23 protein-coding genes and 1 pseudogene are annotated in these 22,181 nt (G+C 56.8%); 16 read left to right on the top strand and 8 right to left on the bottom strand.

Annotated elements, in window-relative coordinates; genetic code table 11:
- Positions 1–5 precede the first annotated feature (5 nt).
- From KJS47_RS09470 to dnaN, 5 genes are all read left to right on the top strand, one after another.
- The gene (locus KJS47_RS09470) at positions 6–800 is read left to right on the top strand and encodes a class I SAM-dependent methyltransferase (protein ID WP_213524640.1); all 795 of its coding nucleotides are present in this window, start codon (positions 6–8) and stop codon (positions 798–800) included.
- Positions 801–870: 70 nt separating this feature from the next.
- A complete protein-coding gene (locus tag KJS47_RS09465) occupies positions 871–1,653 on the top strand; it encodes an MBL fold metallo-hydrolase (protein WP_213524639.1) in 783 nt (260 codons plus the stop codon).
- A 67-nt stretch (positions 1,654–1,720) separates the two neighbouring features.
- Positions 1,721–2,458, top strand: a complete 738-nt coding sequence (locus KJS47_RS09460; protein WP_213524638.1) for a class I SAM-dependent methyltransferase — start codon at positions 1,721–1,723, stop codon at positions 2,456–2,458.
- 246 nt (positions 2,459–2,704) lie between these two features.
- Positions 2,705–2,953: a ribbon-helix-helix protein, CopG family gene (locus KJS47_RS09455; protein ID WP_213524637.1), complete on the top strand. Its 249-nt coding sequence runs from the start codon at positions 2,705–2,707 to the stop codon at positions 2,951–2,953.
- 5 nt (positions 2,954–2,958) lie between these two features.
- Positions 2,959–4,104: a DNA polymerase III subunit beta gene (dnaN, locus tag KJS47_RS09450; protein WP_213524636.1), complete on the top strand. Its 1,146-nt coding sequence runs from the start codon at positions 2,959–2,961 to the stop codon at positions 4,102–4,104.
- 256 nt (positions 4,105–4,360) lie between these two features.
- Here dnaN and KJS47_RS09445 read toward each other — a convergent pair whose 3' ends face one another.
- Both KJS47_RS09445 and KJS47_RS09440 read right to left on the bottom strand, forming a co-directional pair.
- A complete protein-coding gene (locus tag KJS47_RS09445) occupies positions 4,361–4,558 on the bottom strand; it encodes a hypothetical protein (RefSeq protein ID WP_213524635.1) in 198 nt (65 codons plus the stop codon).
- Positions 4,551–5,714: a DUF4062 domain-containing protein gene (locus KJS47_RS09440; protein ID WP_213524634.1), complete on the bottom strand. Its 1,164-nt coding sequence runs from the start codon at positions 5,712–5,714 to the stop codon at positions 4,551–4,553. Before KJS47_RS09440 ends, KJS47_RS09445 begins: the two co-directional genes overlap by 8 nt.
- 259 nt (positions 5,715–5,973) lie before the next feature.
- Here KJS47_RS09440 and KJS47_RS09435 point away from each other — a divergent pair, with 259 nt between their 5' ends.
- From KJS47_RS09435 to KJS47_RS09425, 3 genes are all read left to right on the top strand, one after another.
- Positions 5,974–6,507, top strand: coding sequence for a hypothetical protein (locus KJS47_RS09435; RefSeq protein ID WP_213524633.1), 534 nt, complete (start codon positions 5,974–5,976; stop codon positions 6,505–6,507).
- 234 nt (positions 6,508–6,741) lie between these two features.
- Positions 6,742–7,500 carry a CPBP family intramembrane glutamic endopeptidase gene (locus KJS47_RS09430; RefSeq protein WP_213524632.1) on the top strand — a complete coding sequence of 253 codons (759 nt, stop codon included), beginning with the start codon at positions 6,742–6,744 and terminating at the stop codon, positions 7,498–7,500.
- Positions 7,501–7,628: 128 nt separating this feature from the next.
- Positions 7,629–8,528 carry an NAD(P)/FAD-dependent oxidoreductase gene (locus tag KJS47_RS09425; RefSeq protein ID WP_213524631.1) on the top strand — a complete coding sequence of 300 codons (900 nt, stop codon included), beginning with the start codon at positions 7,629–7,631 and terminating at the stop codon, positions 8,526–8,528.
- Positions 8,529–8,681: 153 nt separating this feature from the next.
- On the opposite strand, the gene KJS47_RS09420 is transcribed toward KJS47_RS09425, so the two are convergent.
- The 4 genes from KJS47_RS09420 to KJS47_RS09405 form a co-directional block, all read right to left on the bottom strand.
- Positions 8,682–9,647, bottom strand: a complete 966-nt coding sequence (locus KJS47_RS09420) for a phosphotransferase (protein WP_213525045.1) — start codon at positions 9,645–9,647, stop codon at positions 8,682–8,684.
- A 69-nt stretch (positions 9,648–9,716) separates the two neighbouring features.
- Entirely contained in the window at positions 9,717–10,865 is a 1,149-nt protein-coding gene (locus KJS47_RS09415; RefSeq protein ID WP_213524630.1) for a glycosyltransferase family 4 protein, read from the bottom strand.
- Positions 10,866–10,962: 97 nt separating this feature from the next.
- Positions 10,963–11,805: a polysaccharide deacetylase family protein gene (locus KJS47_RS09410; protein ID WP_213524629.1), complete on the bottom strand. Its 843-nt coding sequence runs from the start codon at positions 11,803–11,805 to the stop codon at positions 10,963–10,965.
- A gap of 100 nt (positions 11,806–11,905) precedes the next feature.
- On the bottom strand, positions 11,906–12,637 hold the full coding sequence (locus tag KJS47_RS09405) for a DUF2161 domain-containing phosphodiesterase (RefSeq protein WP_213524628.1): 732 nt from the start codon (positions 12,635–12,637) through the stop codon (positions 11,906–11,908).
- 240 nt (positions 12,638–12,877) lie between these two features.
- On the opposite strand from KJS47_RS09405, the gene KJS47_RS09400 reads away from it, so the two are divergent.
- Positions 12,878–13,819, top strand: a complete 942-nt coding sequence (locus tag KJS47_RS09400) for a TIR domain-containing protein (RefSeq protein ID WP_213524627.1) — start codon at positions 12,878–12,880, stop codon at positions 13,817–13,819.
- A gap of 135 nt (positions 13,820–13,954) precedes the next feature.
- A pseudogene (locus KJS47_RS09395) lies at positions 13,955–14,818 on the top strand (protein prkA); the annotation flags it as partial.
- Between the two features lie 12 nt (positions 14,819–14,830).
- Here the strand turns inward: KJS47_RS09395 and KJS47_RS09390 are convergent.
- Both KJS47_RS09390 and KJS47_RS09385 read right to left on the bottom strand, forming a co-directional pair.
- A complete protein-coding gene (locus KJS47_RS09390; RefSeq protein WP_213524626.1) occupies positions 14,831–16,480 on the bottom strand; it encodes a recombinase family protein in 1,650 nt (549 codons plus the stop codon).
- A 322-nt stretch (positions 16,481–16,802) separates the two neighbouring features.
- Positions 16,803–16,958 carry a hypothetical protein gene (locus tag KJS47_RS09385; RefSeq protein WP_213524625.1) on the bottom strand — a complete coding sequence of 52 codons (156 nt, stop codon included), beginning with the start codon at positions 16,956–16,958 and terminating at the stop codon, positions 16,803–16,805.
- A gap of 438 nt (positions 16,959–17,396) precedes the next feature.
- On the opposite strand from KJS47_RS09385, the gene KJS47_RS09380 reads away from it, so the two are divergent.
- The 6 genes from KJS47_RS09380 (at position 17,397) to KJS47_RS09355 (ending at position 22,181) form a co-directional block, all read left to right on the top strand.
- Positions 17,397–17,705: an HNH endonuclease gene (locus KJS47_RS09380; RefSeq protein ID WP_249716204.1), complete on the top strand. Its 309-nt coding sequence runs from the start codon at positions 17,397–17,399 to the stop codon at positions 17,703–17,705.
- A 7-nt stretch (positions 17,706–17,712) separates the two neighbouring features.
- On the top strand, positions 17,713–18,027 hold the full coding sequence (locus KJS47_RS09375; RefSeq protein WP_213524624.1) for a hypothetical protein: 315 nt from the start codon (positions 17,713–17,715) through the stop codon (positions 18,025–18,027).
- A 160-nt stretch (positions 18,028–18,187) separates the two neighbouring features.
- Positions 18,188–18,559 (top strand): P27 family phage terminase small subunit, encoded by a 372-nt coding sequence (locus KJS47_RS09370; protein ID WP_213524623.1) that lies wholly within the window; start codon positions 18,188–18,190, stop codon positions 18,557–18,559.
- The gene (locus tag KJS47_RS09365) at positions 18,540–20,231 is read left to right on the top strand and encodes a terminase large subunit (protein ID WP_213524622.1); all 1,692 of its coding nucleotides are present in this window, start codon (positions 18,540–18,542) and stop codon (positions 20,229–20,231) included. Before KJS47_RS09370 ends, KJS47_RS09365 begins: the two co-directional genes overlap by 20 nt.
- An 8-nt stretch (positions 20,232–20,239) precedes the next feature.
- Positions 20,240–21,448, top strand: coding sequence for a phage portal protein (locus KJS47_RS09360; protein ID WP_249716202.1), 1,209 nt, complete (start codon positions 20,240–20,242; stop codon positions 21,446–21,448).
- Entirely contained in the window at positions 21,438–22,181 is a 744-nt protein-coding gene (locus KJS47_RS09355; protein WP_213524620.1) for a head maturation protease, ClpP-related, read from the top strand. Before KJS47_RS09360 ends, KJS47_RS09355 begins: the two co-directional genes overlap by 11 nt.

Raw genomic sequence — 22,181 nt, 5'->3', positions numbered from 1 at the left:
GTTAGATGGATAGCATAAGAAGATTTTATGATGAAACGGTCAACTATGAGTGGAGACGCCTTGATCGCCACCGTGTCGAATATGAACTTAGCAAACGTTATATAACCCGTTATGTCAAAGCAAACGACAAGGTGCTTGATCTCGGCGGAGGGCCGGGGAAGTATTCGCTTTTGCTTTCGCAGCTTGGCTGCGAAGTGACCCTGGCGGATCTTTCTCAGAACAACGTCGATTTTGCTTTGAATAAGGCTAGGGAGCTTGGGCTGAGGCTCAACGGGTTTCGTGCGGATTGCCGGGATCTATCGATGATGGAAGAGGAACAATTTGATCATGTGCTTTGCATGGGCCCGATGTATCACTTGCAAGAGGAGCAGGACAGAGTGGGCACGATCCAGGAATGTTTGAGGATATTAAAGCCTCACGGAACCCTGTTTGTGGCCTTTGTTTCTTCCTATTCCTTCGTCTGGGATTATCTGGTTCAGAACCCAAGCTTGATTCTAAACGAGGATAGGCGTTCACAATTGAATACAATTGTAAACGATACCAACTTTACCGGATACGGGTTTTCAGATAACTTCTTCATTCGCCCGAGCGAGGTACTTCCCTTTTTCCAACCTTTTAACCTGGAGAAGCTGCATCTGCTCAATTGTGAGAGCTTCTTATATTTGCGCGAGCCGGAGCTGCTTAGTCAATCGGAAGACGTGATAATGGCCTGGCTGGACCTGGCCGAGAAAGTGTGTGAACGGGAGGATTTATTAAGCTTCGCGGAGCATCTCATGTACATTGGACGGAAGAAAGAATAGCATTTCTGAACAAAAAGAAGGATGTGGAAGTTTACGCTATTTCGAGAAAAATAGATTTATGGAGGCCTAAGTGATTAAGGACGAATGGTTTACCGTTCAGCGGATTGATGAGCAAACCTTTGCCATTAGTGAATACGGCCACTGGGAGAAGGTACATTCCTTTTTGTTAATGGGAGACGAACAAGCGGTCTTAATCGATACCGGTCTTGGGATCGACAATATAAAACGAATCACAAATCAATTGACAGACTTGCCGATCGCCGTCATTACGACACATGTCCACACCGACCATATTGGATCTCATGGACAATTTGAGAGGATCTATGTCCATGAAGGAGATGAAGATTGGCTGGTGAACGGGATAGAGGGATTGCCAATAGACCAGATAAGAAAAGATATTGGCAGAGATATTTCCCTTCCTACACCGGATACTTTTGACCCGGATACATACCTTCCCTTCCAAGGCGAGCCGACTGGCTTGTTGAAGGATGGCGATCTGTTTGAATTGGGAAATAGAAGATTGAAGATTTACCATACTCCTGGACATTCTCCCGGTCATATCGCCGTGCATGACGAAACGAATGGTTATTTGTTTACGGGTGATTTGCTCTATGATACAACCCCGGTTTATGCCTTTTATCCTTCCACCAATCCCATAGATTTGGTCAATTCTTTGCAAAAAATCTCGGAGATCCCCAACATTTCTAAGATATTCGGCTCCCACAACACCCTAGGACTCGACCCGAAACTGTTGGAGGAAGTAAAGACGGCCGTCAACTATTTGAGAAGAAACGGACTTGCGAAATTTGGAACCGGGGTCCATCCATTTAACGGATTCAGCGTTAAGTTTTAACCCGCTCCAGCAACAGTTCTCGGAAAAAATGGTCCGTTTCGCAAAAAGAACAGGAGTAGATGCTCGCATGGCTAAGGAAAAAGACACGGCAATGGTGATGGAAACATGGGACAACTATCACCCAATCTATATGGAATGTATCTTAAAAGACCGCCCGGACTTTTTGGAGTTTTTTGCGAATGGAGGCGTTGAGGAGGATTTTGAATTTTCTTTGCTCGGCGATGTCCGGGGGCTGACTCTACTGGATACCTGCTGTGCATGTGACGCGAGACAAGCCTTCACCTGGACGAACCTGGGCGCCAAGGTAACAGCCTGCGATATCAGTCCGGTCGCTATTGCCATCGCGAGCGAGAATGCTAAGACAATAGGGCTGGATCTTGAATTTGTCGTGGCGGACGCCCGGACCCTGGACCCGATTCCCGACGACTGCTATGACATCGTGTACGCTACTTATCTAAGCTGGTACGAGGACATTGAACAAGCCTGCAGAACGTGGCATCGTGTCTTAAAGCCGGGCGGAAGATTGTTATATACAGGAGGGTTCCCGGTTACGGTCTCGCGAAATTATTATGACCGGTCGCCTAACTATTACCTGTTCGACGCGACGCCCGCCGGCCGGAAATATGGAGTGAATGTCAATATTCCGACGGTCAACTTCCATCACACCTTATCAGATCTGGTGAATGCGATCGCCAAGTCAGGGCTGCGCATCGACCAAATGGTCGAGTCCGGCTTGAAAAGCGATGCCTCCCCTTACTCCATTCCGGAGGATCTCGCGATCATCGCGACCAAACCAATCGGTTGAAAAGAGACACGTCAAAAGACAGCCGGATAGAGGCTGTCTTTTTTGTTTGTTCCCGGCCAGCTGTCCCCTGGCAAGCGGAAGGCTGCTCTATCGGATGCCATCGACAGGAGAGGGGGAACGGCTGCGCGATAGGGAGAGAGGCGGCGGGGCGGACAGCGGTTGCCGCCGGATGGAGGAATGTGGTAAATTGGAAAGAGAGATGATTTGAATTAAGTAACTTATTTCAAGATGAGGAGACAGTGTCCCATGAAAGAAAACCAATTCAAGCTGGGCGTGCCAAGCGATGACGGTCAGGTAAGCTTTGCCTTCCGGCAGGGCGGGGCTCGCAAGGGAGCGGGACGCAAAGCAATCGGCGTCACCCGCAAGCTGTCTCTGACGCTCCCCGCCAAAGTTTGGGACGAGCTGGAGGCTGCCTGCGCGGTTCTGCAATGCTCCCGGTCGGAAGCGATTCGCGAGATTATGGAAGCTTACTTCCATCACCAAAGAGAGGCGTGACGCTGTTGCGTATTCATCTATCCCGGACGTCGCTGGCCGAAGGGCTGCAGGCTGTCGTCCGCGCGGCGCCCGCCGCCAGCTCCGTCCCGACCCATGGCGGGCTGCGCCTCGAGGCAAGTCCGGACGGCGTTACGCTGACCATGGTCGGCGGCATAGCCTCGGCCCGCTATGAGCTGCCCGCCGAGAAGGGGCGGGTTGAGGTGGAACGGACCGGCGCGGCGGTCGTGCCGGCGTCCTACTTGTACGAACTCGTGCGCAGGCTGGACGATGGCCCGGTTACCCTGGAACGTACGAACTCGTTCCACTTGACCGTCGCCTCGCCGGGAATGTGCGGCCGGCTGAGCGGCATCGATCCGGACCTTTTCCCCCAGGCTCCAGTCCCGGGGCCCGAAGCGTCCGCTCTCCGGCTGCCGAACAGCGTGCTTCGCCGCATGATCCGCCAAGTGGCGTTCGCCGTCTCCAACTCGGACAGCCGCCCGGTGCTCACCGGCGTGCTCTGCCGACTGGTCGGCCATCGCTTGACGATGACCGCTACGGACGGCGTCCGGCTCGCCACCGCCTCGTGCGAGACGGAGAGGCTGCACCCTTCAGCCGATCCGGAGCAGGAAGTCTCCGCCGTCCTGCCGGGCCGAATGCTCACCGGCTGGGCACGGCTGCTGACGGACGGCGGCTGGACAGACATCCGGCTCGGTCCACGGGAGGCCGCCTTCCAAACCGGCTGCACCTCTCTGTACTCCGTCGTGCTGACAGGCGCCTACCCGCCCGTGGATAAGCTCCTTCCCGGCTCTCTCGCCGCGGAATGGACGATGGCCGCTCCCGCGCTGCTGCAGACGGTCGAACGCGTCGCTCTGCTGGCCGGCAAGGAGGCGCTCCTTCATCTCCGCAGCACGGAACCGGGCGTGATTGAGCTGACGGCATGCTCGGCGGACATCGGCGAGCTGCGGGAGGAGATCCGGCCCGACTCCCTGTCGGGAGAACCGATCTCTGTCAGCGTGAACGGCCGGTACTTGGCGGATACGCTGCGGGCGGCCGACGGGCAGCGAGTCACGGTGCAGATAACCGGCAGCCGAAGCCCGCTCGTCATCCGGCCGGCGGACGATCCCGGCTCGCTCTATTTGCTGACGCCGGTCCGGACGCGCGAATCCGCTTGACGAGCTGCATTAGCATGCGGACACGTCCCCGACCTGCGGACGGGCGTGCCGCTCTTTCTGCCGTATGGGCTTGCGCCTGCCGGCCGGATGCGAGGCGAGCGTCCGCTGGCCGGCGCATGCGGCAGCCCGCGCAGCACAAAAAAGGATCGCACCGCCGTCCGGCCTGGTGGCCGGGCGGGCAGTGCGATCCTTTTGCTGCTGTCCCTCGTTTCTCGTCTGCGGCTGACTCGGTCCGCACCGGCCGCGCCGGTACCGCCTAATCCCGCTTGGTCGCGAGGACGAGACGCGATTGGACGAACGAGCAGCTTTGCCGGATCCGCTCCGCCTGTTCCCGAAGGGCTTGCGCCGGTGTCTTCCTGGACGAACCGAACAGCATGGCGTCCTTGGGCTGCCTGCCGTTCTTCGCTATCTCGACTCTTCCGTCCTTGATGACGTATACGTTGCCGTCATGCATCGGCGACCCCTCCTAGAATAAGCTCGATCAATTCCAATAACAGTGGATTTTTGTCAATTATACCATGAATGATGTCTTCATAGAAGAGCATGAACGTTTGCGCCGTCCAAGTGCCCCCGGCCGGAAAGTGAAGCGTCATGACATACTCCTTGACCGGGATGCAGAAATAAAAAATCTTCTTGTCCTCCTTATAGAAGATCAGATAGTCCCCGCTGCCCCGCGACTGGTACGAGCGCGAAACAAACGACTGCTGATCCTCCACCGGATAGAACGGCTCGCCGTCCGCGGCGCCGGTCTTGCCCTGCAGCAGCATGTTCCCGTCCTGCTGGCGGTAGAGAGTGACGGCGGTGCATTCGAGCAGCTCGCCGACGTCTTCTTCAATATATTCCCCGTAGCGCTTGCTGATGAATCCCGACTTGATGTTTGCCCGTACGACAGAGAGAAACCGGTCGATCTGCCGGAAGCCTCCGATATGGAGCGTATTTACGAGCGAGGAGGCCAGCTCGGTCAGGTCCGCGTACTGGCGGGCGAGGCGGGCGTTCTGGTCCATGTCGCGGGCGAGCGGCAGCAGCAGGGTGCCCCGGCGGAGCAGGTCGCTGAAGTAGCTCTTCCAGTCCGGGCTGACGCCGGAGCTGAGCGGCTCGCAGTAGATGCCGCGCTGGACCAAGTCGTCGAGGAAGAACCAGACATACGGATCGACGTGCCCGGGCAGCTCTTTGTCCCTGCTAAGCTCCTCCATAAGCTGCTCGGGACCGGGCAGTCCCCGGTAATCCGCCAGGTAGGTGGCGGTGAATTCCGCGATGAGCCGTTTGGCGCGCTTAAAGTAATGGCTGAGAACGCTTTCGTCGACGAACGCGAGGATGGTCTTTTGGCTGGTGAACGCCTGGAGAAATTCCAGGTGGGTGATCGTCCGCTTGGCGTCCTGGCGATACGTTCCGGCCTTGTCCTTGAGGAAAAGCAGAAAAATATCGCTTGAGCGGACCGCGTCGAGGCATTGCCGGATCGGGTCGCGGTCGTGCGTCCACGGCCCCATGTTCGCCTCGAACATGACCGGCTCGTGGCCGAGCGCCTCCAGCTCGGCGAAGACGTGGCGGCGCATCCGGGAAAAGTCGTCTTGGGCGACCGAACTGAGGAACATTTTGGTTTTGATGGCCAAAACGGATGGCGCCTCCTTCTTGTCCGATTAAGTTTCCAGGTCCCTCCATTATACCACGAACATACGCACGGCAATGTCGGAACAAGGCGGCCGAATCGTGTTTGGGAAGGAAGTCGCAGAATGGGTCCATAGTCCCTGGCCGCATGCAGTCAGCCGCTGGTAAGGTTATCCATAACCTTCCATTAATAAAGGAGAGGAGGCAAAAGAGGCATAAACCGCGCAGCGGCGTCACATGTATGAGAGAGAGAGGAGGGGAAAGATGGCGTTTCGCAGCTTGTTTTGGGGCTTTCTGTTTCTGTTCGACTTTAAGATCAACGGGTTCGATATTCTGCCGGACCTGATCGGCTACATTCTGTTTCTGTCCGGGCTGTCCCGGCTGGCCGAACGGCATCCGCTGTTCGCCAAAGCGAAACCGCTGGCGGTCGTGCTGCTCGTGCTGTCCGTGTTCAAGCTGATTCCCTATCAGCTGGAGGTCGGTGCGGGATTCGCGATGTCGGGCGGCGTGCTGCTGGTCATCCTGCTTGGGTTGATCAACACGGCACTTGTTTTGTTTTTTGTGTATTGCCTGTGCGGGGGAGTCGCCGCTCTTGCGGAAGAGGCCGGACAGGAGGAACTGGCCCGGACTGCGAGATTCCGCTGGAATCTGTATCTGGTCATGGCGATTGGCGTGTTCGTGGCGACGTTGATCCCGCCGCTCGGCATTCTGCTGGTCATTCCGCTCTTCCTGTATTCCATCGTCGTGCTGGCTTTGCTCATGGGACTGATGCAGCAGGCGGAGCGCGCGATCGGCTAGCAGAGCTGAGCTGGAAAAGCCATGAACACCTATTTATCAGCCTGTATGGTTGTCCTTTCCCTTTGGCCTTTGGGAAGCGGCGTCCTGCCCGATCCGATAACGGGGCGGGAAAAGAAGCCGGGGAGGAAGAAGCAAAAGCGTCGTCTTTTGTTTTTTCCTCTTGTCAGCCGGTCCGTTTTCCATTATTATCATTATCAATAATGATAATGTTACAGTTGGATAGGAGAGAACGACATGAAGACGAACGTCAAGCTGGTAGGGCTGTTCGCCCTGCTCGGAGGAGCGGCGCAGCTGCTGATCCTTCCTTATTTGACCGCGCTGGTCGCATCCCTTGGAGAGGGACTGTCTCCGGTGGCGGCAGGCCTGGCAATGACGGCCCAGACGGTAGTCCTGGTGGCGCTCTGCGCCGCTGCAGGGCTTTGGGCGGCCGGTAAAACAGGGCTGGAAGTTCCGCTGCTTCGGCAGTGGCTGGAGGGAAGAAGCAGGGGGCATGCCGAGGGGAACCCGGCCCGCGGATTGCTGCTGGCAGCGGCAGCCGGAGCGGCAGCGGGCGCCCTCACGCTGGCGGCGGATGGACTCGGCTTCGCCCGGTATCTCCCGGTGCCGGTGCAGGGCACGCTGCAGACTGCCTGGTGGCAGGGGCTTCTCGCAATCCCGTACGGGGGAATCGTGGAAGAAGTAATGGCCCGTCTGTTCCTCATGTCGCTCTTCGTTCTGGTGCTTGGGCGTCTGATCGGGAATCAGACCTCTATGGTTTACTGGATGGCGATCCTACTGGCCGGACTGCTGTTCGGTGCCGGCCATCTTGGGACCGTCTACCAGATGTTCGGCAGTCTGGACGCGTTTTTGGTCGTCCGGACGCTCGTGCTGAATCTCATTGGCGGGCTGGTCTTCGGCTATCTGTATTGGCGCCGCGGTCTGGAAGCGGCAATCGTCGCGCATATGGCGGCCGACTTCGTGCTCCACGTGCTGGGGGCCTTCCTGCAGGGATAGCGTTTGGAATCCGGCGGCCGGCGTTTCGCGCTCCGCCAATTTAGGGTAAACAGACCGGAATGGCCCTTTTCGGGGCATGCTAATGGCCTGGGAAGGGCCCGCTATTAGCAGAAGGGAGACCGGTTTAGATGACCTACGATTGCATAATTGTCGGCGGGGGGATCGCAGGGCTGCAGGCGGCTATCCAGCTGGGCCGATACAGCCATAACGTGCTTGTCATCGACGCCAGCCATGGACGGTCGGTGCTATGCCGGAACTATCACAATATTCTGGGCTGGCCGGACGGCGTCTCCGGCGAAGAGCTTCGCAGGCTCGGCAGACAGCAGGCCGAGCGGTACGGCATTCGCTTCCAGGACGATCTGATCGTCCAGGCTGAACGCAGCGGAGAGGACTTCCGGCTAGAGGGCCGAAGCGGAGCAACCTACAGCGGGCGCAAGCTGCTGCTGGCGACGGGGGTGATGGACCGATTCCCCGAGCTGCCGGGACTCGTGCCGTGCCTCGGCATGACGCTCTATATCTGTCCCGATTGCGACGGCTACGAGATCCGGGACCGGCATACGCTCGTGCTCGGCTCGGGAGAGCCGGGAGCGCGGATGGCGCTGCTGCTCGCCGATGACGCCCGGTCGCTCGTCTATATCAACCACGAGCGGGAGGCGCTCATGGAAGAGACCGCTGCTAAGCTTGAACGCCATGGGATTCGCCGGTTGGACGAGCCCATCGCCGAGGTGCTGACGGAAGGCGACGGCCTGCTGACCGGCGTCCGGCTGAAGTCCGGTGAGGTGGTGAAGGCCGAGCGCGGCTTCCTGTCCTTCGGCGGCAACGAGGTGCGGTCGGATCTCGCCAAGCAGCTCGGCGTCGAGCGGCTCGAGAACAAACATATCGTCTGCGACCCGCGGAGCCGTAAGACCAATGTGCCGGGCGTCTGGGCGGCAGGCGATGTGGGGGTTCATGCGGAGCAGGTGACGATCGCCATGGGCGACGGGACGACCGCTGCCATCTGGATCCACAAGGAGCTTGTTCAGGAGTAAGGCGGGGCTTGTCCGGCCGCTAAGAGAGGATGGGTGAATCGCCCATCCTCTTTGTCGTTTCCTCCGCCGGTGTGCCCTTAACCGATGGCCGTGCCGGGCATCGGCTCGGGAGCGGGCAAATGCCGCTCCCGTCTGCCGAAAAAGTCCCGCCGCTTATTGCCCTCGGGAGAGGCCCGCATACCGATCCAGCTGGCGGAGGAACGGGGCTATCTTCCTCTCGGAGGCGAGGGCAGCCGGGAAGGCTTTTTCGGCTTCGGCCTTATGGGCGGGGGCATTGTGCTGGAACTGCCGCAGGAGCAGGTACGAGGTCTGCGGGAAGCGCAGCAGCGCCTTCAGAAGCGCCAGCTCGGCGGAGGACAGGCGGCTGACGGACTGGTAACCGTCCAGGAAAGCCCGGGCGGTCGAAAACCGCCAGCCGTGGTCCTTGCACGAATTGTAAATCATCCGGTACAGGTCGTAGGCGCGCAGATCGATTCGGAGGGTCTCGAAGTCGATCAGCCAGAGCTGCCGGCCGTGCCGAATGAAATTCGTCGGCCCTCCGTCGCCGTGGCAGAGCGGCCTTGCTCGGCGCGCCTCGGCGCACAAACGACGGTACCCGGAGCGCTGCAGAAGCAGCTGCGCTTCGCGGGAATAGCGGAGCAGCTCCGGGGACGCCTGCGCCAGCAGCCGGTCCATCGGGCGGCCGAACGCCCGGCGCCGGGCTTTGGCCGCCATGGCCGCGAGCAGCCGATGCCTGTCGCGCAAATCGCCGGGCCAGGAGCCGAGCCCGTTGTCCGCGCCGCCAGCCGGGACGCCCCCTCTGGCCGCGAGATGAAAGCGGGCAAGCGTCTTGCCGCACGCTTTCATATCCCGGATTGAGAGAGGGGACGGCCACCGGCCCTGCAGCCACGGCGTCAGGATGTACGCCGGCTTGCCGGGCTTCAGCCGGACGGCCAGCTGCCGGCCCTCCGGCTTGCCGGGATTCCGCCAGGCGACGTACGGGAAGCCGTGGCGGCGGATCCGGCGGAGCGTCCGGTCGATCCAACGCAGCCGGTTATCGCGGCCGGGCATCCGCTTGAGACAGAACGTCTGCCCGCCCGGGAGGACGACGCGGTAAACCCCGCTTTGTACCGCGGAAATCCGTTTTCCCTTGACGCCGAACCGTCTGAGAAGAAGAGAAGCCTGCCGTACGGAACCGTCATCGTGTCCTCACCCCTTCCGTCTTCTGGACCCGCGGGAAGCGAGCAGCCTCTCGAACAGGGCAGCGTACCGTCTCGCGGTTGCCGGCCAGCTGTATCTCCTGGCGTGCTTGCGGGCGGCGCTTGCACGTCGCTTGGTCAGCTCCGGATTCGCGAGCACGGTCCGGATCGCCGCCGCTATCGCCCGTCTGTCCGTTGAGCGGATGATCATCGCATGGGAGGAGTAGACGAACTCCCGGAGTCCCCCTGCTCTTGTGGAGATGAGCGGCACGCCGCTTGCCATCGCCTCAAGAGCGACCATGCAGAACGACTCCTGGCGGCTAGGGACGATGACCGCGCCGTAGGATCGGTAGAGACGCTTGACCCGGTCGTGGGGAAGAAAGCCCCGCATCTGGACGCGCGAAGCGATCCCGCGACTGGCCGCCAGCCTGCGCAGCCGGTCCCGGTATCGGACGGGGCCGTCGCCGACCAGGGTAAGGTGGATGTCCGGATGCGTCCGCCGGACATCGGCGACCGCTTCGATGAGCGGGTCGATGCCCTTGGAGACCAGGAGCCGCCCGACATACAGCAGCTTGTGGAGCGGGACGCGGGAGGAACCGGAGACGGGAGAAACGCCGTGCGGAATGACAACCGTGCGTCCCTTGGTCTTCGGATACCGCCGCTCCACTTCCCGCTGGAGCCAGCGGCTCGGCACGACGATCCGGTCCGCCAGGCGAAACAGCTGCTCCTGGAGCCGCCGGGAGATCCGCTGCTTTGACGTCCGTCCCTCCGCATCGATGAGCGAATGGCAGGTGTAGACGACCGGGGTGCCGTGCGCCCGCTTGAACGCGAGAGCCGCGTCGGCGAATTCCAGGCTGTGAATATGGATGAGATGCGGACGAGGGAGCTTATACTTCGCGGACAGCTCCGCGATCCGTTTATAGGAAAAGGCTTTGGATTGATAGTACTGCGGAGACCGTGGCAGGCGCAGGACCGAAATCCCCCGGTCCTGCTGCTTCGTCGCATTCGGAGAGGAGGAGGCGCTCCATACCGTCGCCCTGGCGTACCGGGACGAGAGGGCATGCGTGAGAGCGGTCGCCACCGTTCCCAGGCCACCGATGATCTCCGGGTGGTATTCCGAGGTCATAACCGCTAGATGAGGCGTTGTCCGGGTTGCCACAGTCCTGCTCCCTTCTTCCTTAGGAAGTATATGGAGCAGTGTATGCACCCTTGGTGTGGCCAGGCACGGTCAACGGCCCTTCGGACGCAAAATGGGACTACGTATGCGGCGTCCGGCTGGTCGGACGAGACTCCAGCGGCCGGCCTGTCTTCAGCATGTGTGCCCATTCCTCCAGCGTCTGGTCGCCGCTTGCCACCAGCCGGCGCAGCTCAAGCGGCGGCTGGTCGGACGAAGCGAAGTCGTCCTTGAGCGCGAAGGCGTAGCGGATCCCCGTCTGCCGAAGCGCCTCCAGCGTCCGCTCGTCGTATTCGCCGTACGGATAGCTGAAGGCAAGTACCCGGCGGCCGAGCCGCTTCTCGATCGCCCGCTTCGACTCCACGATTTCGCGCCGCTGCAGCACGAGATCCAGATCCGGCAGGCGGACGTGATTCATCGTATGCGGCTCGATCGACCAGCCGGCGCGCTGCAGGCGGCGGACCTGCTTCCAGGTGAGGTAGCCCTCCTGGCCCTCGAAGCCGGGGCAAAAGAATAAGGTCGCCGGGAAGCCGTACCGCTCCAAAACGGGACGAGCCACTGTATCGTTATTCGCATAGCCGTCGTCGAACGTCAGCAGCACAGGCTTGGGAGGAGACGGCTCATTTCCATATAGAATGCGGAGAAAGCTCTCCAGCGTGAGCGGCGTATAGCCTTCGCGGGCGAGATAGGCCATCTCCGCCTCGAACAGCTCGGGCCGCATGGCGACCGGATTGCCGGGAATGTCGGCGATGCTGTGGTAGAGAAGAACGGGGATCACTATGGGGGACTTGACGGCTCTCCCTTCCGCTGCCGGAGAAGCGGCGAAGGTTGAGACGGGCGCGAGCAGAGAGACCCACACTAAGGCCAGCCCTAGTACTGCGGCCCGGATTGCAGCGGCGGCCAGCCGTATTCTGCGTCTCGTCATGTAAAATCGCCTCCCGTTCGATAGGCGGAGGCTGGAAGGAATCCCCCGCGTTACCCGGTAGTCTGCGCCCGATGCGCCCGGCCGATGCGCGGGATCTCGCTCAGGAGCCCGCCGAGCCGGTTTCCCTCCCGCCGGCGGCCCTCTCCTTAATCACATGCGCGTATTCTTCCATAGCCCGTTCGCCCGCCGGACTGAGCGCATACAGCCCCCGCTCCACGCGGACGAACCAGCGGTAGTAGTTCTTCTGCAGCACCGAAGCCGCGTTCGGGTTGGCGGTCGCCTCACGGAGCGCGCGGGGCGTCATCGGGCCGTGCTGCCGGAGCAGCCAAGCGCAGTGGAGCGCCTTTTCGCGGTAGGCGGTCACGACCTTGCGCTTCGTGCTGCCGCCGACGTTGTAATCGCCGCTGCGGCCGCCGAATTCCTTGAGCAGCACCGCCGTCTGGCGGCTGTTCTTGCGCGGGACGTACGGTTCCGGATGGCAGACGACGTCGACGACCGGCGGCTTCCTCTTGTAGAACCGCACGGTTAGGAGCCCGAGTCCGAGCCGCCGGCACAGCTTGGCCAGGTCGCTCCACGCAAGCTGATGCGGGGCCCGGCCGTGCTCCTTGCGCTCGATGGCGACATAGACCGAGTCGGTTTTGCCTAGACGCTCGATGCCCTGTACGAGCAGCGGGACGGTGAACGTCTTCTTCAGCTCTACGATGACGGGCGGCTCGTCCCCTCGCACGGCGACGACATCGCAGTGGTTTACCTCGCCGCGCACCGTGTAGCCCTGTCCCTCCAGAAACCGCTTGATCGGGGCGTACAGCTCCGTTTCGCTCGCTATCGGCATGCTCAATATTCCCTCCTAGATTCCCTCTCCCCGCACTGCTTCCAGCAAGAGGCAGATGCGGCGGCTTTCTTTCGCCGGGCGGCTTTGCTACCCTAGATTATAGCATACGGGGACCGGACATCTTCCGGTCCGAGGAGGCATCCGCCGCTTGCGCGCGGGCCGCCTCTTCCGGTGCCACCCCCACAAATCGGGGACATCCGCCGAATGTTGACATTGATTAGGAAAGGAGTTGGTTCACCTGTGGCCATTCCACAAAAACGATGCCTGTTCTGCGAAAAGCCTGTCAACGTGAAGCCGCTGAACGGCGGCTCCGTCTACCTGTTCCGAAGCTGCTATTGCACCGGCGACGGAGAATATCGCATCGGGGCCAGCGTATACGATCAGTTCAATCGAATGGATCTGGGAGATAAACGGGATTCCTTCTACCTCATCTCCGCTTACATAAGGGAGCAGACAGACCGCGGGGAGGAGGTCGAGCTGCTCGCGGGCAACACGGCCGTCATTCTCGAATCCCCCCTCATTCCGCGTACAGTAGAAGCCAAAATGGACAAGCTGCTCTCCTTCCTCCACCGGAACGCGCAGGGACCGGGGGACGAGGTGCAGCTCGATCCGATGCACGCCTCGTTCAATCTGACCTACTCCCCGAACCTGCAGGAATTCATCTATATTCTGGAGCAGCTCAAAACCGAGAAGCTCATTAACCGCGTCGGCGCCACGCTCAGTTTGACCGAGCAGGGCTGGGAGGCGGCCGAGCGGCTGTACGAGCAGGAGCAGCGGCCCGGCAAGCTCTGCTATATCTCGATGACGGAGGATTCGGAGCTGCTGGGGCCGATGAAGGAGTCGGTCTTCCCCCGTCTCCGGGACAAGGGCTACGAGCCTCTTGCGCCCGATCAGCCGGCCGGGGAGCCGGGGGCCGCGCGCGACATGCGCCGCGAGATCGGGGAGGCCGATCTTCTGATCGCGGACGTTACCGTCCCGAAGCCCCATCTTTACTTTGAAGCCGGTTATGCCGAGGGGCTCGGCATCGAGGTCATCTACACCGTCCGGCAGGATGCCGTCTGGGAGCAGACGTTCGGCATCATGCAGACGGAGCCGCTGGTCTGGGAGACCGCGGACGAGCTCGCCGACAAGCTGGTGGTCAAGCTCGCTTCGCTTGAGCGGAAGGCTGCCAAAGCGCGTTAGGCCCTGCGGTTTTGCAAGGATCGGGACGTCTCCCGGTCCTTTTCTTTTTCTCAAGAATCGGGCAACTTCCCCTCCCGGGCTGCATACGTATTAGTACGTTGGCTTAGCGCTATAAGCAGGGGAGAGGAGGCTACCATGGATATTTTCAAAAGGATATCGGAGCACCGGACGGAGATGGAGCGGCTTTCGTGGACCGGCACCTTTGCGGAGTATATCGACAAGCTGAGGCAGAATCCCGGGTTGGCCAAGACGGCACATGCGCGCGTATACGATATGATTGCGTCCCAAGGCGTGGAAGAGGAGAATGGGCATCGCAAATATAAATTTTTTGAGCAGGAGATTTTCGGCCTTGATCGGGCCATCGAGAAGCTGGTGGAGGAATATTTTCATTCCGCCGCCCGCCGCCTCGACGTCCGAAAGCGCATTCTACTGCTCATGGGACCTGTCAGCGGAGGCAAGTCAACGATCGTAACCATGCTCAAGAAAGGGCTCGAGCAATTCTCCAAGGAAGAGGGCGGTGCGGTCTATGCGATCAAGGGCTGCCCGATGCACGAAGAGGCGCTTCATCTCATTCCGCAGGAGCTGAGGCCCGAGATCGAACAGGAGCTTGGCGTCAAAATCGAGGGGACGCTGTGCCCGCACTGCCAGATGCGGCTCAAGGTGGAGTTCGATAACCGGATTGAGGACGTTCCCGTCGAACGGGTTGTCATATCGGAAGAAAACCGGATCGGGATAGGCACGTTCAGCCCGTCCGATCCCAAGTCGCAGGACATTGCGGATTTGACGGGAAGCATCGACTTCAGCACGATTACCGAGTACGGCTCGGAGTCGGATCCGCGGGCCTACCGGTTCGACGGGGAGCTGAACAAAGCAAACCGGGGAATCATGGAGTTCCAGGAGATGCTGAAGTGCGACGAGAAGTTTCTGTGGAACCTGCTGTCGCTGACGCAGGAGGGGAATTTCAAGGCCGGCCGGTTCGCGCTCATCTCGGCCGACGAATAGGTTATATCCTCATTGTACCAAAAAACTCTGGCTAATCAATGCCGGATCTAGTCGCGGGTACAAAGCAAACTTGGTGGGAGTTCTTCCACGACCTTTCTCGACGATCTCCACCGTAACATCAGTAAACACGGACCGGAGAATTTTATTTCGATCAGACTTGTCGCTGTCTTCATCCTTGTATGCTGCAAGAAAAGAAGTTAAGTTTCTGCGGACAATCTTCAGGTCAATGTCTGCAACTGATGAACGGGATTGTTTGTTGTTATGCTGTTCTTCCATCTCAATAATCTTCTTGAGCTCCGCATCTATCTCCGCTTTTCTCTCGAGAAACATCTCATCCGAGTAAATGCCGCCCTCATACTTTTCATAAATAAACCGCTGCCTGTTTTTCAATTCTTTCTTTCTTTGCTCAATGTAGCTAGACATGTCCTCCTCTGGATGTACATTTTTGTTATCCTCGGCGATCAATGCAGTAAGGTTTGCTCTCAGGAGGTCATCGTCCATTGAGTGGAGCAGCTCCAAAATCTCGATCAAATCATCTTCCACGGCCCTGTATTTCACGAACGTGCAACCTGACGTTGTGCACCATAAAAATTCTTTGTGGTACGTATTCACTTCTCCGCTTTTCGTCTGATAGTTCTGGACGCTGTACTGCCGGATCATGCGGCGGCCGCACTTCATGCAGACACACAGACCAGCCAGCTCGCAAGGAGAAAAATCCATCTTCGTTCGCGGTTTGTGGGTGGAGTCTTGAACTTTGGCCTGCGCCTTTTCCCATGTCTCCAGATCGATGATTGCGGGAATAGCGTCCGGGACAACGATATGCTCTTCCTCGGGCCGTTGCACAACCTTACCGTTCACCCGTTGCGTTGTGAGGAATTTCAAAGTTCCCATATACCGTTCATTGGTGATTAGCTGCCGGATTTGTGTAGGGTGCCATTCGCGCATCCCTCTTGGCGTGCGGATCGGCGTCCGCTTAGCGATGTATGTAGCCAGCGCTCTGAAGCTCACGTCTCTACGCTTCCCGTTCTTCTCCGGCACCCCATTCACATAATAGTCGAAGATCGTGCGGACCACAGAGGCCTCTTCCTCGTTGATTTCAAGCTTCTTGGTATCTTTGTTGTAGTTGAAGCCGAACGGGGCAGGACCGGCCACCCAGCGGCCTGAGATGGCATTGTTCACGCGACCACTGAATAGACGCTCGCGGGTAGTCTCGAATTCTTCCCGGCTCATGAAGAGCTCGAAGCGGATCTGCCGAAGATCGGTGCTGTTCCTGGGATCATAGAGCTTGTACGGCGTGAGGATGAAAATGCGATTATCGCATATGAGGTCGTATATGGTCCCCATGTCGGTGTAAGAGCCGCGGCCCATACGAGAGATCTCCTTAACGGCGATGCACTGGTACTTCTTGTTCCGCAGGTCCTCGACAACGGATTGGAATACAGGACGAGTCGAAATCTTGTCACCCGACCCGACTTCTGGTTTTTGATCAAATGGAATGCCGAGCGGTTCGAGAATGCGATCCATGATCTGCTTTTGTTCGGTCAGAACGTCTTCGCCTGTCCGTCGCTCCCTCTCTTCATCCTGCCTGGATTTGCGTAGGTAATTGACGATGTTCTCGATCCCTAGGCTTAAGAGGTAGTCTGCCTTGATAACTGACATGTGAATGCAAACTCCTTTTGGTTAAAGTTTTTGGTATGCGTGATAACAAGTATAACCAAACCAAAAGTCGAAAACATTCGAAAAAAAATGGGATATTAATCGAAAATAGTTATCAGTTATTAGGTTTTCGATCTGTTATATTTATATCATGGAAAATGTAACAAGAGAGGAACGCCTGACACAAATCGCGTACCAGCTGCCGGTCATTAAACCGCCAGGGTAGTATGAGCAGGCCAGTTCTTCTCTTTTTGTTTTCCTGCTGCCCCGAGCGAAGATGTTGTGTGCAAACTACGTCAAAGCGAGGTGCAAAGAGAAAAGGCCACTAGCGGACCTTGAATTCGCAAGTGGCCTTCAAGTATTTCTCTCCATTGATCGTAACGGCGACGTCGCTGATCTTCTCGATATGGCCGCCGTACTCGATGAGCTTACCATGCTGCCAAACACAAATATCTGTTTTGTTGAAGGCAGCTGCTTGCAAGTGTGAATCAGTCGTTAGTGTAAAACCTGACTTGAAAATATGAATCACCTCATAGTACATATCGGTCGACGACTGTCACCTAATTAGCGGTAGGTCAGAAAAACGACTGTCACCTAATTAGCGGTATGTACTGTCACCTAGGAAGGTGACAGATCTGTCACCTAATTAGTGGACAAAGAAAGAAAAAAGAAAGATATAAAGAAACTTACTTGCATCTCGATAATATCTCGATGGTAGAAACAAACCAAAGCCTTAGCATAAAAGCTTGGGCTTTTTGTTTTGACCCGTACAGGAGGTAATCAATCATGATAAAAAGTGTGAGGCCGAAACTGATTTACAATTGCTTGTATTGTGATTGGCAAACCGTGACGTCTAAACAAATGGATGGGACTTGTTGTCCGAAATGTAATGGACCTATCGCACCAACAGGGGTTATTCGTGAAGAAAGCTAAGCCGTTCTACAAAAGCTCAGCCTGGCTTAAATGCCGGGCTTTTGTTTTAGAAAGAGACAACTATCTTTGTCAGCCATGTCTGCGAATAAAGAAGATGACTCCGGCAACGATTGTCCATCACATCAAGACCATTGAAGAAGCACCCGATCTTGCGCTTGATCCAGAGAACCAAGAAAGCATCTGTGCAGCATGCCACAACAAAGAGCATCCAGAGAAGGGTGGGGGCAAGAAGGAACCTGAGACTGAACGTAAGGCGGTAATCGTAAGGGCCAAACCGAATCGCGAAAGGTGGTGAACGTCTAATGAGCAGCACGATAGTATCTTGCGACCAATGCAAACAGGACTTCTCAATCTCCATGGAATCCAGACGCCTCGACTTCACAATTGATCTGCACTATTTTAGTTGCCCGCATTGTGGTCATGAATACCCGAGCTATTACACAGACACCGCAGTGCGCGGAGAACAACGCAAGGTCAAAGACTCATGGCAAAGGTTCCGATCCATTAAGGATATTGCCAAGCGTGAGAAGATTCATGCGGACATTCTGGTCCGGCAAAAACGAATCAGCAGTATGATAGACGAACTGAAGGAAAAAATGTGCGCCGGATCTGGATGATTCGGTTCTGACTTGTCTGGATGACAACGGAATGCGAGGACGATGGAACGAACTTGAGGTACCCCCCCTGCCCCGGAAAAAGAGAATTATTTCCCCTGGGGACCGGCGGGGGCGCTTCGTTTTCGGCGCATAACCATTTTTCTATGTGAGGGGGGGTTAAATGTTCAAACCAAAATCAGCAATAACGGTAAAAGCAGCCAAGGAACTATTCGACATTCTGGTGGAGGAGCTCCGCATTGACGATAACCTCAGCGCTCGATCTATCATGCTGGTCGATAACATCGTGTTACTCGAGCAGCTGAAGCAGCGGGCTATCGCAGACATCAAAAAGCGCGGGGCCGTCGAACTGTTTAAAAACGGATCGCAGGAGATGTTCCGGGATAACAAGTCGGTCGACAAGGTTATCAAGATCGTCGAGCAGCAGCGTAAGCTTCAGGCTGAGTTGAAACTGACCCCCGCCTCGGATAGGAAGGTGTCAGGAGTCGTAGATCCGCCACCCGAAGGTGGGGGCGATGATTTTGAACGTTTCTGACCTGCTAACAACGAAATATGCCGAGGACGTGGTCGCCGGCAAGCTCGTCACCTCCAGGAAGGTGCGTCAAGCGTGCGAACGGCACTTGAACGACCTCAGAAGACAGGGGACCGAGGGGTTCCCATTTGTGTTTAACGAGGAGAAAGCCTTCCGACCGATCGACTACATTCAACGATTCTGCAAACCGTCTCAGGGAGATTACGACCGGCTGGAGCTGCAACCATGGCAGCACTTCATCATCGGGTCTTTGTACGGCTGGGTTCATAAGGAAACCGGTGTCCGTCGATTCAAAGAAGGTTTGATCTATGTCGGCAGGAAGAACGGAAAGACGACCTTGATCTCCGGCCTTTCCCTTTATGCAGCCTCGAAGGACGGGGAGAAGGGTGCCAGGGTGTTCCAGCTTGCGAACTCCAAGGAACAAGCCAGGGAGCTATTTGACGAATGCAAAGCCATGGTTAAGGCCTCGACCGTGCTGAACCGGCATTTCCAGGAGACGCTGCATGAAATCCGTTTCGGCAAAACGCTGTCCAAGATCATGCCGCTTGCCACAGACAGCAAAAAGCTGGACGGCAAAAACTGTAGTTTTGGCGTTTTTGATGAGATCCACGAGTACAAGAACTACAAGCTGATCAACGTCATCAAGAACAGTACCGGCGCACGTTTGCAGCCGCTGTTGGTCTATATCACAACTGCCGGATACCAGTTGAACGGTCCTCTCATGGATTATTACGAGAAATCGGCTGATGTGCTGGAAGGGATCATTACCGACGAGCGTACATTCTACTTTATGGCGGAGCTTGATCCGGAGGACGATCTTGAGAATCCTGATAACTGGATCAAGGCTAACCCGAACCTTGGTGTCACGCTGAAGCTCGAGACGCTTGTCGAGGAATGGGATACACGCAAGCATATCCCGGCAGAGCGAAATGATTTCATAACGAAGCGGCTCAACCGGTTTGTTCAGTCGGACGAGCAATCGTTTATCGACTTCGAGATCATCCGTGCAAACAGCGGGATAATCAACCCGGCCGAATTGTATGGCCGGACTGCGGTAGGCGGTTTCGACCTCTCGCAGACTGAGGACTTCACATCTGCATGCCTGGAAATCCCGCTCGACGATGGGCGGGTTTTTGCGTTATCGCACTCTTTTGTGCCAATGAGGAAGGTGGAACTGGACAATGAGAAGCTGCCGTTCTACGAGTGGCGGGAAGAAGGGCTGCTCACGATATGCCCGGGCTCCTACGTCGATTACAAGTACGTGCTTGAGTGGTTTGTCGAGCAGTCGAAGCACTACGCCATTGATTTGATCACGTATGACCCAGCAAATGCTTTCCGCCTGGTGGAGGATATGAAAGCGCAGGGATTCCGGGTGGAAGTGACCCGGCAAGGCGCTCTCACGCTCAGCCCGGCCCTCAAAGACATCAAGGAGATGCTGCTGGACGGACGGGTGGTCTTCAATCAGAACAAGCTTTTCCGTTGGTACCTTAACAACGTGAAGCTGGTCGAGGATCGCAATGGTAACTGGCTGCCGACAAAACAGAACCGGTATCGGAAAATTGACGGCTTTGCTGCCTTTTTGAATGCCCACACGGAGGTCATGAAGCGTATGGCGACGCCGCAGCCGGCCGGAAACATTGAATTCGTATCCTTCAAGAGCCTGACAAGGAGGTGATGACAATTGTGACATTGAGACAGCGGGCACGGCTCGCCTGGGACGTTTTCCGGAATAAGGCCACCGGATCAACCTCCGATTTTACTAAGTGGTTCTCGCCGCGAAACATCTTTATTGGCCGATCCGGGGAAGCTTTGGCGAACAACGAGACGATTTTTGCGGCGATTTCCCGGCTTTCAAACGCCATGGCAAGTCTTCCGCTGAAGCTTTACAGGGATTTCAGCCCTATGAACAACCAGACTGCCGACCTAATCGCCAATGCACCGAACTCGAACATGACGAGCTTCGATTTTATCCGGACACTTGAAGTCCTGCGGGACAGCACCGGAAACGGCTATGCCATGAAGCGATATGACATGCGCTACCAGGTGGAAGCTCTCGTGATTCTCGATCCTGCAAGGGTTGAACCGGTCATTGAGCGGGATACCAAAGAGCTCTGGTACGAAATTCAAGGGGACAAGGGCCGGTACTACGTCCACAACATGGACATGATCCACGTCAAGCATATACACGGGACCGGCTACAAGGGCATCAATCCCATTGACGTTCTTGGCAACACCGTAGACTTCGACGGCAAAGTGCGCCATTTCAGTATTTCGCAAATGGATGCTTCAATCACGGCGTCTTTCATCCTGAAGATGGCTACACACCTTAGTGCGGACAAGAGGGCTGAAATCCTTAATAACTTCAAGCAATTTTACGAAGAAAACGGTGGCGTCCTCATTCAAGAGGCCGGCATGGAGATCGCGCCCATTGATCGCAAGTTTCTGGATACCAAAGTTTTCGAGGTTGAGAGGATTACCCGATCCAGGGTGGCGACGGTCTACAACATGCCGGTTCACATGCTAGGCGAGACGCAGGGAGCCAACTACTCCAGCATGGAGCAGATGTCTCTGGAGTTCGTTCAGAGCACGCTCATCCCTATTGTCCGGCAATATGAGCAAGAATTTAACCGAAAACTCCTTACTCCAGAAGAGCGTGGGCGCGGACTTGGCTTCAAGTTCAACGTCAACGCTCTTTTGCGTGGCGATATTCAGACTCGCGGAGAGTTCTATTTCAAGATGATTCGATCGGGTGTTTTCAAACCAAACGACGTCCGAGCATGGGAAGAGCTGCCGCCAGAGGAAGGCGGAGACAAGTTGTATCTTAGCGGTGACCTGTATCCAATCGACACGCCGACTGAGCTCAGGAAGGGGGTGAAAAAGATTGAAGAATAAGCGCAAAAAGTTCTGGGAGGTCAAAAACGCTGCCAATGACACCGGTGAACTGTACATTTACGGGGATATCGTCTCTTATCAGTGGGATGACAGTGACACGACAGCCCAGAGCTTTAATGATGACCTGAAGGCTCTCGGTGATATCAAGACGCTGAACGTTTACCTCAACTCGCCAGGTGGTTCCGTGTTTCAGGGTCAGGCGATCCATACGATTTTGAAGCGCCATAAAGCCCGCGTAAACGTCCATGTTGACGGGGTGGCTGCATCTATCGCCAGCGTCATTGCAATGGCCGGAGATGCCGTTTACATGCCTAAAAACGCCATGATGATGATTCATAACCCGTGGACGTACGCGGCTGGGAACGCCAATGATCTGCGGAAAGCTGCCGACGACCTGGACAAGATTGCGGAAAGCATCGTTGAGGCTTACTTGGGCAAAACGGGTGATAGTCTGAGCCGGGAGCAATTGACCGAAATCATGGACAGTGAGACCTGGTTGACTGCAGACGAGTGCCTTGCATACGGGCTGTGTGACGTGGTGACCGAAGCGAAGGAAATAGCGGCTTCTGCTGATCCAGAGTGGTTCGCGAGGTTCAAAAACACCCCGGACACGCTTGTAAAAGCGGTTGAACAGAAGCACGATGCCGGTACAATCAGCGAAGAAGAACGGCAGCAACTTATCGCAGCTGCAAAAGAAAACATCAAATCCATTAATTCCATATTGGGGGTTTAA

This window comes from Paenibacillus sp. J31TS4, from assembly GCF_018403265.1.
Lineage (GTDB): Bacteria > Bacillota > Bacilli > Paenibacillales > NBRC-103111 > J31TS4.
The sequence above is the reverse complement of the archived record's forward strand: the minus strand, read 5'-3'. Positions and strand labels throughout refer to the sequence as shown.

Bases quoted from the DNA above. Each gene is read 5' to 3' on its own strand.
- KJS47_RS09435 (WP_213524633.1), top strand. From the start codon at position 5,974: ATGGCGTTTCGCAGCTTGTTTTGGGGCTTTCTGTTTCTGTTCGACTTT.
- KJS47_RS09425 (WP_213524631.1), top strand. From the start codon at position 7,629: ATGACCTACGATTGCATAATTGTCGGCGGGGGGATCGCAGGGCTGCAG.
- KJS47_RS09445 (WP_213524635.1), bottom strand. From the start codon at position 4,558: ATGCATGACGGCAACGTATACGTCATCAAGGACGGAAGAGTCGAGATA.
- KJS47_RS09460 (WP_213524638.1), top strand. From the start codon at position 1,721: ATGGCTAAGGAAAAAGACACGGCAATGGTGATGGAAACATGGGACAAC.
- KJS47_RS09455 (WP_213524637.1), top strand. From the start codon at position 2,705: ATGAAAGAAAACCAATTCAAGCTGGGCGTGCCAAGCGATGACGGTCAG.
- KJS47_RS09365 (WP_213524622.1), top strand. From the start codon at position 18,540: ATGATTTTGAACGTTTCTGACCTGCTAACAACGAAATATGCCGAGGAC.
- KJS47_RS09390 (WP_213524626.1), bottom strand. From the start codon at position 16,480: ATGTCAGTTATCAAGGCAGACTACCTCTTAAGCCTAGGGATCGAGAAC.
- KJS47_RS09470 (WP_213524640.1), top strand. From the start codon at position 6: ATGGATAGCATAAGAAGATTTTATGATGAAACGGTCAACTATGAGTGG.
- KJS47_RS09405 (WP_213524628.1), bottom strand. From the start codon at position 12,637: ATGCCGATAGCGAGCGAAACGGAGCTGTACGCCCCGATCAAGCGGTTT.
- KJS47_RS09430 (WP_213524632.1), top strand. From the start codon at position 6,742: ATGAAGACGAACGTCAAGCTGGTAGGGCTGTTCGCCCTGCTCGGAGGA.
- KJS47_RS09375 (WP_213524624.1), top strand. From the start codon at position 17,713: ATGAGCAGCACGATAGTATCTTGCGACCAATGCAAACAGGACTTCTCA.
- KJS47_RS09370 (WP_213524623.1), top strand. From the start codon at position 18,188: ATGTTCAAACCAAAATCAGCAATAACGGTAAAAGCAGCCAAGGAACTA.
- KJS47_RS09410 (WP_213524629.1), bottom strand. From the start codon at position 11,805: ATGACGAGACGCAGAATACGGCTGGCCGCCGCTGCAATCCGGGCCGCA.